Raw genomic sequence first — 11,307 nt, 5'->3', positions numbered from 1 at the left:
CGCGAACCGGCCCCGCCGGGCCAGCACCAGCGCCCCGGCCGTGGCCGCCAGGCCCGCCGCGAGCAGCGGATACGTCCAGACGGTGACCAGGTCGCTGAGGGCGGCCCCGGCGGCGACGAGCGCGAGCACCCCGGCCCCGCCGAGCAGCGCCCCGCGGTCCGGCCAGCCCTGGGCGACCGTGAGCCAGGCGGCGATCACCAGCAGCCCGGACAGCACGAACGTCTGCCGGTACGGGCTGCCGTTGGGCGTCGCGAAGGCGTGCCACAGCAGATGCGTCGGCCCCCACTGGAACGACAGCGCCACCCCGGCCACGAGCCCCGTCCACACCAGCCGTTCGGCGCGCCGCACGCCCCGGTGGAAGGCCAGCGCCGCCGCCAGGAGCAGCGCCCCGGAGCCCAGGAACACCGCCGGGGTGAAGAAGCCGTACGTGGCCGGCAGCAGCCGGGCCGCGACGTCGGACCAGTCCGCCGGGGCGAACGTGCGCGTCCAGCCCGGGTAGGCGTTCCGCGTCCCCAGGTACACCGGCACCAGGACCGGTGCGGCGAGCCCGGTCCCGAGCAGCACCGTGCGCACGGCGCGCCCCAGCCCCCGTACCCGCTCGCGGCGCTCCCGGTCGTCGAGCAGCAGCCGGACCGCCAGCACCAGCGCGGCGCCGAGCGTGGCCATGTACGCGGTGTAGAAGTTCGACACCCAGGCGAGCGTCACCAGGAGCACGGCCGCCACCGGCCGCCGGCCCGTGCGCGCCCACTCGGCGGCCAGGCACAGCAGCGGGAAGGCGATCAGCCCGTCCAGCCACATCGGGTTGTAGACGGCCTCGATCACCGACCACCCGCACAGCGCGTACGACGTCCCCAGCACCGCCGCCGCCCACTCCCGCCCGCGCCCCCGGCGCAGCGCGGTCAGCAGCCAGGTCATCGCGGCGGCCGCCGCGCCCGTCTTGACCAGGGTGACCGCGTAGACGGCCAGGTCGATCCGGTCGCGCGGGAAGACGCCCACGAGCAGGGCGAACGGGCTGCTCAGATAGGTGCCGAAGTCCGGCAGGAAGCCCGTGCCGAAGCCGGACTGCCAGTTCAGCAGCAGCCCGCCGTCCGCCCGGCCGTGCAGGAGGTCCCACAGCCGGGCGTGGAACGGCACGAACTGGTTGCCCAGGTCGTTGACGCTGCGGGTGTGCGGGCCGAAGGGGTAGCTGCGGGCGATCGCGTCCCCGGCGCAGAGGGTGAGGGCGGCGAGCAGGGCGGCCAGGCCCGCCGCCAGGGTGCGCGGCGAGCCGGGTATCGGAGGTTTTCCCATGGTGTCGGGCCCGGCGGTCAGCCGGCCGCCGCCCGCTTCAGGACGCGCGCCCGGCGGGCCAGCCGGCGGACGGTCGCGTTGCGCGGGATGAACGTGAGCTGCGCCGGAATGGCTCCGGGCAGCCCGAGCGCGGTCAGCCGGCGCCGCTTGAAGTACCGCCGTACGGCGGCCTGGTGGCCGTTCAGGTAGCGCTCGGCGACCGGGCGCAGGGGTGCCTGGAGCTGCGGCTGCATCGCGTAGCCGACGGCGCCGACGAGTTCGGCGACCCCGCGCGCGATCTCGTCGGGCGCGGGCATCGACCAGCCGGTCACCGCGGCCGGGTCCTCCAGATCGGGCAGCAGCGCGTCCACGAGGGTCACCGGCACGCGGTTGCTGTTCTGGTACGGGCTGAGCTGGTGCAGCAGCGGCCCGGTGCCCAGGCGGGCGACCGGCAGCCCGTAGAACGAGGCGGCGGTCAGCAGCGCGGTGGAGAAGCAGCCGACGACGAGCGCCGGCCGCATCGTCGCGAACAGCGTCTCGGCCAGGACCGGGCTGTCGGCGACGGTGAGCGTCGCGCCCAGCCGCTCCGCCTCCTCCTCCAGGGCGCGCGTCCAGTGGGCGGGCGCGCTGGGATGCGGTTTGAAGACGACGCGGGTGTGGCCGAGGGCGACCGCGCCGCGCACCATGCCCGCGTGCAGCTCCTCCTCCTGGCGGGGTGTCAGGATGCCCAGCGTGGACAGGTACTGGCCGAGCAGCAGGGCCGGGCCCGGACCGTCCGCGGGGGCGGCCGGGACGGGGGCGGCCACCGGATCGGCGAGTTCGCCCAGCACCTTCAGGAAGACGTCGGTGGGGACGATCTCCGGCTCCACGCCGAACTCCGTGAGCAGCAGCGGCTTCAGACCGGGCACCAGGTCCAGGTGGAGCAGCCGCCGGATGCGGGTGCCGACGAGCTGGTCGAGCCGGCTGCGGGTCGGCCCGTAGCTCATCAGCCCGTCCGCGTACACATGGAGCGGGCTGTCCCCGAACACGGTCGCCAGCGCCTGGGCCGGGTTGGCCTGGATGGACTCGCAGGCCAGCTCCACGGGCGCGTCCCCGAGGTCCCACGCCGCGCGCACGGCCCGCTCCCACAGCGGGGCGTCCTGCTCGCGCGGCGACCAGCCGGCCGGGTGGAACGGGCTGATGAAGTCGTTCCACGAGCACACCCGGTCGAACTCCGCCGCCAAGGTGTCGAAACCGGGCCTGCGGTGGAGCGGGGTGCCCAGCTCCGGAGCGGGCGAGGTGTCGCTGACGACCAGGATGCGCCGGTGCTCGGAGCGCGGACCGAACATGCCACCGCGCAGGGCCGCGACGAGCGTGGCGGCGGCGTACTGCGTGCACGCCGAGAAGATCTGGGTCGTGGACCGGCCGGCCGGCGCGGTGTACGTGCTGCCGGGCATCAGGCCGCGACCTCCCGGGAGACGGGGCGGCGGCGCACCCGGCGCAACCGGTCCGCACGGCGCTCACCCAGCGAATTCAGCGTGTCCGCGAGAATGTCCTGGGGCATGCGCCGCAGGGCAGCCGCACTCATCGAGCGCAATTTCCTGGCCACTGCTGGTTCGAACCTTTCGATGGATTCCAAATGGTGCGCCATCACCGCGCAATACGTGCGCACCGCCTTCGGCATCAGCTTCTCCGCCTCCGGGTCCGTGGCCGTTTCCGCGAGTACCTGGTCGAACGCCCGGATGAAATCGAGCTGGCGCACATCGCCGATCTGGGTCAGTGAGGAGGCGACCCCCCGCCGGTAGAAGACACCCGGCAGTCCGACCGCTGCGAAGGAATCCGCCTCCCGGTGCAGCCGCCAGATCCACGGCCGGTCCTCCGCCGTGCGCAGCCCGTCCCGGAACCGCAGCAGCCCCGAGTCCGCGAGCCCGCGGTGATAGGCGCCGGCCCAGGCGTACGCGTAGTCCACGGGCGTCGAGCGGTCGGCCGGCAGGATCACCTCGCGCGGGCTGACCACGGTGTTCCGCAGCCCGAACGGGACGCGGTGGACCGTGCGCGCCCGGTCGGTGAACTGCACATGGTCCGTACGGACGAAGTCGCAGCCCAGCGCCGTGATCGCGGCCAGCAGCCGCTCGTAGTGGCCGGGCACCACCCAGTCGTCGCCGTCCAGGAACGTCAGGTACTCGCCGCGCGCCGCGTCGATGCCCGTGTTGCGGGCGGTGGCCAGACCGCCGTTCCGCTCGTGCGCGACCAGCACGGCGCCGGGCAGCTCGCGCTCGGCGCGCCGCAGGATGTCCAGCGTCCCGTCCGACGAACAGTCGTCGACGAGGATGAATTCGACCCCCTCACGGGCATTGGCCCGCAGACTTCGCAGAGTGTCGGGGGCGTAGGCCCGAACGTTGTAGAACGGCACGATGACGGAGAGCTTGACCACGCCGTACACGCTAGGCGCCGGTCCGGCATTTACCCTGGCGCCGGCGGGTACGGCGGGTGAACGAAGAATGTCGGGACGATGAACCGGCCCGGTCCACCGCCCCGGAAGGCCTTTTCCGGCAGCTGATTCGCCAGGTGTCGGCGGGCTGTTAACCCGCTGTTGCCGTCACGTTGGGCCGCGAATCGGGATGCCTTCCTAAATTCGAAGACGTGCCACGACGTACCGAAAAGACGACCGCCCTCAGGGCAGCCGTGATCGCCGACTCCGACACCCGGTGGAAATGGGGCGCGCTCACCGCGCGCCGCCTCACCGCCGCCGCGTCCGGGGCGCCCGCCCAGCGGGTCGAGATCAGCGGACTGCTGCTGCGCGGCCGGGCCACGCCGACCCCCCGCCAGCTCGCCGAGGTCGGCGACGTCGGGATCTCCGGCGACCGGGTGCGCGAGGTCACCGCCGTCGAATTCCTGCACGCCGTACGGGACGAGGGATACGACATCGTCGTGCTCGCCCTCGTCGGCGGCGCCGTCCAGGCCATGCTCCACGGCATCGCCGCGCTCCGGCTGCCCGCCCGGCCCGTCCTCGTCACCGGCTACGTCGGCGTCGTCTACGAGAAGCTCACCGACGGGCTGCTGCTGCGGCACGGCGCCGACGTCGTCCTCGCCAACTCCCGCCACGACGCGGAGCGCTTCCGCGCCGTGTACGAGGGCGTCGGCGCCGACGCCTCGGCCGTCACGGAGGCCGCGCTGCCGTTCCTCGGCGGCGACCCGTACCGGCCCGAACCCGGCCGCGACACCCTGGTGTTCGCCGCCCAGCCCTCCGTGCCGGAGAGCCGCGCCGACCGCGCCTACCTGCTGCGCAGGCTCGTCGAGCACGCCCGGCTGCACCCCGGACGCGAGGTCCTGCTCAAGCTGCGCTCCAAGCCCGGCGAGCACACCACGCACATCGAGGAGCACCCCTACCAGCGGCTCGCCGAACGGCTGCCCGGCGGCCTCCCGCCCAACTTCCGCCTGGTGTACGGGCACATGGGCGAGGTCCTGGACCGCACCGACCTGCTGGTCACCGTCTCCTCCACGGCCGCCCTGGAGTCCCTGCACCGCCGCATCCCCACCGCCGTCCTCACCGACCTCGGGGTCCGCGAAGCCCTCGGCAACCACCACTTCACCGGGTCCGGCCTGCTCACCTCCTTCGACCACCTGGACGCCGGCGCCCGCCCCCGCCCCGACCCCGTCTGGCTCGCGGGCCAGGGCGTCGCCGCCGACGGCGGGTACGCCACGGCCTACGACGCCGCCCGCGCCCGCGTCACCGCCCTGCTGACCGCCGGCCGCCTTCCCGACCCGGCCCCCTACTCCACCCCCGCCACCGCCCCCGGCTACCTCCCCGGCATCCTCGCCCGCCACCACCTGGGCCCCGACGGCCACCCGCTGCCCGGCGCCACCGCGCCCCGGGAGGCGGGCCGGGTCAGGACCGCGGTGCGCGAGGCGGTCCGGGACGCGGCCCGGGGCGCGTACCGGCACGGCGTCCAGCGCGTCGCCCCGGTCGTCAGGCGGATGGGCGAGCTGTGATCCCCACCGACACCACACTCACCGGAGCACCGATGAAGCAACCCACCGTGCTCGCCGTCATCCCCGCACGCGGCGGCTCCAAGGGCGTACCGGCCAAGAACCTCGCCCGGGTCGGCGGCATCCCGCTCGTCGCCCGCGCCGTCCGCGCCTGCCTGGCCTCCGGCGAGGTCACCGACGTCGTCGTGACGACCGACGCCCCCGCCGTCGCCGAGGCCGCCCGCGCGGCGGCCGAAGCACTCGGCGAGAGCGCCCGGCTGCACTGCGTCCAGCGCCCCGAGGACATCGCCGGCGACACCGCGACCAGCGAGGCCGCCGTCCTGCACGCCCTCGACGCCTACGAGGCCATGAGCGGCCGCACCGCCGGCGTCGTCCTGCTCGTCCAGTGCACCAGCCCCTTCGTCACCCGCGACGACATCGACGGGGTCGCCGCAGCCGTCGCCCGCGAGGGCGCCGACACCGCCGTCACCGTCGCCCCCTTCCACGGCTTCCTGTGGCGCGACGGCACGGCCCTGGAGGACCACAACTACGGCGTCAACCACGACAAGCGGGTCCGCCCGCGCCGCCAGGACCGCCCCGAGGACCTGCTGGAGACCGGCGCCGCCTACGCCATGGACGCCGCCGGATTCCGCACCCACCGGCACCGCTTCTTCGGCCACACCGCGCTGGTGCGCACCGACCCCGCGCGCGTCCTGGAGATCGACGACCCGCACGACCTGGCCCGCGCCCGCGCGCTCGCCCCCCTCGTGGACCGGGCGCCGCTGCCCACCCGCGAGGACGTCGACGCCGTGGTCCTCGACTTCGACGGCACCCAGACCGACGACCGGGTCCTCGTGGACGCCGACGGCCGCGAGACCGTCGCCGTGCACCGGGGCGACGGACTCGGCATCGCCGCCCTGCGCCGGGCGGGCATCCCGCTGCTGATCCTGTCCACCGAACAGAACCCCGTCGTCGCCGCCCGCGCCCGCAAGCTGGGCGTCCCCGTACTGCACGGCGTGGACCGCAAGGACCTCGCGCTCAAGCAGTGGTGCGACGAGCGGTCCCTGGCGCCCGAACGCGTCATGTACGTCGGCAACGACGTCAACGACCTCCCCTGCTTCGCGCTCGCCGGCTGGCCCGTCGCCGTCGCGAGCGCCCACGACGCGGTCCGCGCTGCGGCCCGCGCCGTGACGACCACCCCCGGCGGCTCCGGCGCCGTCCGCGAGATCGCGGCCTGGCTCCTGGGCCCCACCCTCACCTCCACCCCCACCGAGTAAGGAACACCCTCATGAGCACCTCCCGCCTGCGCACCCTCGGCAACCGCACCGCCGGACCGGGCCAGCCCGTCTACATCACCGGCGAGATCGGCATCAACCACAACGGCGACCTCGACAAGGCCCTCGCCCTCATCGACGTGGCCGCCGAAGCCGGCTGCGACGCCGTCAAGTTCCAGAAGCGCACCCCCGAGATCTGCACCCCGCGCGACCAGTGGGACATCGAGCGCGACACCCCCTGGGGCCGCATGACGTACATCGACTACCGCCACCGCGTCGAGTTCGGCGAGACCGAGTACCTGGCCATCTCCGAGCACTGCGCCGAGCGCGGCATCGACTGGTTCGCCTCCCCGTGGGACACCGAGGCCGTCGCCTTCCTGGAGAAGTTCGACGTCCCCGCCCACAAGGTCGCCTCCGCCTCGCTCACCGACGACGAGCTGCTGCGCGCCCTGCGCGCCACCGGCCGCACGGTCATCCTCTCCACCGGCATGTCCACCCCGCGCCAGATCCGGCACGCCGTCGAGGTCCTCGGCTCCGACAACATCCTGCTCTGCCACGCCACCTCCACGTACCCGGCGAAGGCCGAGGAGCTGAACCTGCGGGTCATCCAGACCCTCCAGCAGGAGTACCCGAACGTCCCGATCGGCTACAGCGGCCACGAGACGGGCCTGCAGACCACCCTCGCCGCCGTCGCCCTCGGCGCCGCGTTCGTCGAGCGCCACATCACCCTCGACCGCGCCATGTGGGGCTCCGACCAGGCCGCCTCCGTCGAGCCGCAGGGCCTGACCCGGCTCGTCCGCGACATCCGCACCATCGAGGCGTCCCTCGGTGACGGCGTCAAGAAGGTGTACGAGTCCGAGCTCGGCCCGATGAAGAAGCTCCGCCGGGTCACGGGCGTCGTGGCGGAGAGCGACGCGGCGGCCCCGGCCGCCGAGCCGGTCGCGGTCTGACGGGCCGGCCGGTGAACCTCGCCTTCGTCGAGAGCCCGGTCCAGCTCCTGAACGTCCTGGAGTGGGCCGTCACCGAGGGAGGCGGCGGGCGCGTCCTCACGGACGTCACCGTCGTCGTCCTCCCCCCGGTCGACCCGATGTCGCGCGGTCAGCTGCGCCGGATGGCGGAGCTGGCCCGCGACGAGGGCATGACCGTGCGCTGGCAGGAGGCGCGCGGCGACTCGGGCACCCCCGTCAAGTCGCTGCGCGCCCTCACCCGGCTCATCCGCACCGCCGACCACATCGTCATCGGCGACCCGTTCTCGCGCTACGTGCAACTGCTGCTCTCGTTCGTACGCCCCCGCCGCCTCACCGTGGTCGACGACGGCACCGCCACCATGGAGTTCGTCGCCCAGCTCACCCGGGGCGAGCGCCTGGTCCGCTGGCACCGGCGCGGCGGGCGCGGCCCCCGCGAACTGGCCCTGGCCCCGGTGGCGGCCACCGCCCGGCGCCGGTTCACGCCGTCCCCGGCGCGCGAGGTCGAACTGTTCACCGCCATGCCGGTGATCCCGCCGCCGGGCGTCGTCCTCATCCCGAACACCTTCTCCTGGACCCGGTCCCGCTTCGGCCCGCCCTCGCTCACCAAGGGTGCGGACCTGGTCGGCACCTCGCTGGTCGAGACCGGCGTGGTGGACCGGGCCCGCTACCTGGAGGCGGTCGGCGCCCTCGCCCGTACGCACGGCGCCACCCGCTACTTCGCCCACCGCCGCGAGTCCACCGAGAAGCTGCACGCCCTGGAGGCGGCCACCGGCCTGGAGATCGTCCGGCCCGACCTCCCGCTGGAACTCATCGCCCGCCGGGGCCCCATCGGCCGCACGGTCCTGAGCTTCCCGTCGACCGTCGTCCACACCCTGCCCCTCGCACTGACCGGCACCGAGGTGAAGGTCGCGGTGTGCGACATCGCCCCGGAGTGGCTGCGCGAAACCGCCTCCCCGCGCGCCCAGGGCTTCCTGGCGGGCGTCACCGAGACGGCCCGCGACGCCCAGCGCCTGGCACCGTGGCGGGTCACCGCCGTGACGGGGGAGGCGTAGCGGGCGGCCACCGGCCGGCGGCCCCCAGGGGCACGCGCTCCGGCGAGACTCCAGCGCGCGACGAGCGCGGGAGTTTACCCATCCCGGTCGCGCCCCACACGCCGAGACGCGGCCAAAGATTCCCCTATGTGGCTGAACTTTTCTTGTTTCATGGTCAGTTGAGGAGGGAACAGGCTTACCCTTCAACAGGTGAGCCAGTTGATCTGCCCCGAGTCCGACGCCGGCCCGTCCCAGGACGGAGCCCTGCCCGGCGTGCTGCCCGACGCCCTGCGCGCCGAGCTGATCGCCTTCCGCAGGGACCTGCACATGCACCCCGAGCTGGGCAACCAGGAGTTCCGCACCACCGCGGCCCTCAAGGCCCGGCTGGAGCAGGCCGGGCTCGCCCCGAAGGTGCTCGCCACCGGCACCGGGCTCATGTGCGACGTCGGCACCCGCGGCGAGGACGCCCGGCCCGTGCTCGCGCTGCGCGCCGACATCGACGCGCTCCCCATCCCGGACAGCAAGACCGGCGTGCCCTACCGCTCCACCGTGCCCGACCGCGCCCACGCCTGCGGACACGACATCCACACCACCGCCGTCCTCGGCGCCGGGATCGTCCTGGCCGACCTGGACCGGCGCGGGCTGCTGCCCCACCCGGTGCGGCTGATCTTCCAGCCGGCCGAGGAGGTCCTGCCCGGCGGCGCGCCCGACGCCATCGAGTCCGGGGTCCTGGAGGGCGTCGGCCGCATCATCGGCGTCCACTGCGACCCCAAGGTGGACGTCGGCCGGATCGGGCTGCGGGTCGGCGCGATCACCTCCGCCTGCGACCGGCTGGAACTCGCCCTGGACGGGCCCGGCGGCCACACCGCCCGCCCGCACCTGACGACGGACCTGGTCACCGCCGCCGCCAAGATCGTCACCGAGGTGCCCGCCCTGCTGGCCCGGCGGGTCGACGCCCGTGCCGGGCTCGCGGTCACCTGGGGCCGCCTGGAGGCCGGCCACGCCTGCAACGTCATCCCGCAGCACGCCGAACTCTCCGGCACCGTGCGCTGCCTCGACCTCGACACGTGGCGCGAGGCGCCCGACCTGGTGCACGCCGCGATCGACGAAGTGGCCGGACTGCACCGCGCCAAGACGGTGATCGACTACATCCGCGGCGTCCCGCCCGTGGTCAACGACGCCGCGTCCATCGAGCTGCTGGCCGCCGCGATGACCGCCCGCCGGGGCGCGTACGCCATCGAGGACACCGAGCAGAGCCTGGGCGGTGAGGACTTCTCCTGGTACCTGGAACACGTCTCGGGCGCCATGGCGCGGCTCGGCGTCCGCACCCCCGGGGACACCCGCGGACTCGACCTCCACCGCGGCAACTTCGACGCCGACGAGGAGGCGATCACGGTCGCCGTCGAGCTGTTCACCGCCTCCGCGTTGCTCTACGTCAACCAGTCGTAACCGGACAGGTCGCCCGGGGGACGCCCCGCGTTCGCGACGATCCGATAACGGCTTCCGTACAGGGCTTTATCTGACATCTACGCGCGTTACGATCGCCGCGAAACCAGCGCCGGAAGAGGCGCTTCGGTCAGGTTTGAAGGAGCCTTCCCTTGCGCCGGGTATCCAAGATCAGCGCCGCGATCGCCGTCACCGCGGCCCTCGCGCTCACCGCCACCGCGTGTGGCGAGTCGTCCGACGAGAGTTCCGGCTCGGACGACGGCAAGATGAAGATCGGCATGGCCTACGACGTCGGCGGCCGTGGCGACAACTCGTTCAACGACTCCGCCGCGCGCGGCCTGGACAAGGCCAAGGCCGAGTTCGGCGCCGAGACCAAGGAGCTGACCGCCAAGACCGGCGAGAGCTCGGCCGACCGCGACCAGCGCCTCCAGTCGCTCGCCGAGGGTGGCTACAACCCGGTCATCGCCATCGGCTTCGCGTACAAGGAGGCGATCGACAAGATCGCGCCCAAGTACCCGAAGATCAGCTTCGGCCTGGTCGACTCGGTCTCCGACGTGAAGAACGTCGACAACATCGTCTTCACCGAGGAGCAGGGCTCCTACCTCGCCGGTGTCGCGGCGGCGCTGAAGTCCAAGGACGACAAGGTCGGCTTCATCGGCGGTGTGGACCTCCCGCTGATCAAGAAGTTCGCCGCCGGCTTCCGCCAGGGCGTCCTGGACACCAAGCCCAAGGCCACGGTGCAGATCCAGTACCTGTCCACCGGCTCGGACCTCTCCGGCTTCGGCAGCCCCGACAAGGGCAAGGCCGCCGCCAAGGGCATGCTCGACAAGGGCATCGACGTCATCTTCGCCGCCGCGGGCGGCTCCGGCGCCGGCTCGATCGAGGCCGTCGCGGGCAAGAAGGGCGCCTGGTCCATCGGCGTCGACTCCGACCAGGCCCTGGACCCGGCCCTGGCGAAGTACAAGGACACGATCCTGACCTCGGTCGTCAAGAACGTCGACTCCGGCGTCTACGACCTGGTCAAGTCGGTCAAGGACGGCAAGCCGGTCACCGGCACCCAGACGTACTCGCTGGCCAAGGGCGGCGTCAGCCTGACCCCCACGGGTGACCACCTCAAGGACATCCAGGCCCAGCTGGACGAGGCGAAGAAGAAGATCGTCGACGGCACCATCAAGGTCAAGACCACGACCTGATCCCACGTCGAGATCGGGGCCCGGCGAGCGGCTTCGGCCGCCCGTTCCGGGCCCCGATTCACGTACCCCCGGCGGGGTGAGGGCCACCTGTGAGCGGGTGGCCGACGATTCGGCGACGCTACGCGCGTAGCGTCGGGACCGGAACCGGCCGGGCGCGATACGTTTCCCCCCTCCACCC

The 11,307-nt window shown here is 73.4% G+C and carries 9 protein-coding genes; 6 read left to right on the top strand and 3 right to left on the bottom strand.

What is annotated here, in order from left to right:
* The 3 genes from MHW47_RS07590 to MHW47_RS07580 form a co-directional block, all read right to left on the bottom strand.
* On the bottom strand, positions 1-1,290 hold a 1,290-nt coding region (locus MHW47_RS07590), incomplete at its 3' end, for a YfhO family protein (protein ID WP_239221860.1).
* A 17-nt stretch (positions 1,291-1,307) separates the two neighbouring features.
* Positions 1,308-2,705 (bottom strand): alpha-2,8-polysialyltransferase family protein, encoded by a 1,398-nt coding sequence (locus MHW47_RS07585; protein ID WP_239221859.1) that lies wholly within the window; start codon positions 2,703-2,705, stop codon positions 1,308-1,310.
* A complete protein-coding gene (locus tag MHW47_RS07580) occupies positions 2,705-3,682 on the bottom strand; it encodes a glycosyltransferase family 2 protein (protein ID WP_239221858.1) in 978 nt (325 codons plus the stop codon). The genes MHW47_RS07585 and MHW47_RS07580 overlap by 1 nt, the downstream gene beginning before the upstream one ends.
* A gap of 209 nt (positions 3,683-3,891) precedes the next feature.
* On the opposite strand from MHW47_RS07580, the gene MHW47_RS07575 reads away from it, so the two are divergent.
* The 6 genes from MHW47_RS07575 to MHW47_RS07550 all read left to right on the top strand — a co-directional run bounded on the left by MHW47_RS07575 (position 3,892) and on the right by MHW47_RS07550 (position 11,129).
* On the top strand, positions 3,892-5,241 hold the full coding sequence (locus tag MHW47_RS07575; RefSeq protein WP_239221857.1) for a DUF6716 putative glycosyltransferase: 1,350 nt from the start codon (positions 3,892-3,894) through the stop codon (positions 5,239-5,241).
* A 32-nt stretch (positions 5,242-5,273) separates the two neighbouring features.
* Entirely contained in the window at positions 5,274-6,494 is a 1,221-nt protein-coding gene (locus MHW47_RS07570; RefSeq protein WP_239221856.1) for an acylneuraminate cytidylyltransferase, read from the top strand.
* Between the two features lie 11 nt (positions 6,495-6,505).
* Positions 6,506-7,441 carry an N-acetylneuraminate synthase family protein gene (locus tag MHW47_RS07565; RefSeq protein WP_239221855.1) on the top strand — a complete coding sequence of 312 codons (936 nt, stop codon included), beginning with the start codon at positions 6,506-6,508 and terminating at the stop codon, positions 7,439-7,441.
* Positions 7,442-7,452: 11 nt separating this feature from the next.
* A complete protein-coding gene (locus tag MHW47_RS07560; RefSeq protein WP_239221854.1) occupies positions 7,453-8,511 on the top strand; it encodes a hypothetical protein in 1,059 nt (352 codons plus the stop codon).
* Positions 8,512-8,709: 198 nt separating this feature from the next.
* Positions 8,710-9,939, top strand: a complete 1,230-nt coding sequence (locus tag MHW47_RS07555; RefSeq protein ID WP_239221864.1) for an amidohydrolase — start codon at positions 8,710-8,712, stop codon at positions 9,937-9,939.
* 149 nt (positions 9,940-10,088) lie between these two features.
* On the top strand, positions 10,089-11,129 hold the full coding sequence (locus MHW47_RS07550) for a BMP family protein (RefSeq protein WP_239221853.1): 1,041 nt from the start codon (positions 10,089-10,091) through the stop codon (positions 11,127-11,129).
* Positions 11,130-11,307 lie beyond the last annotated feature (178 nt).

Origin of the sequence: Streptomyces sp. OfavH-34-F (genome assembly GCF_022347745.1) — a bacterium.
GTDB lineage: Bacteria > Actinomycetota > Actinomycetes > Streptomycetales > Streptomycetaceae > Streptomyces.
Note: the sequence above shows the minus strand (reverse complement) of the source record. Positions and strands in the feature narration are given on the sequence as shown.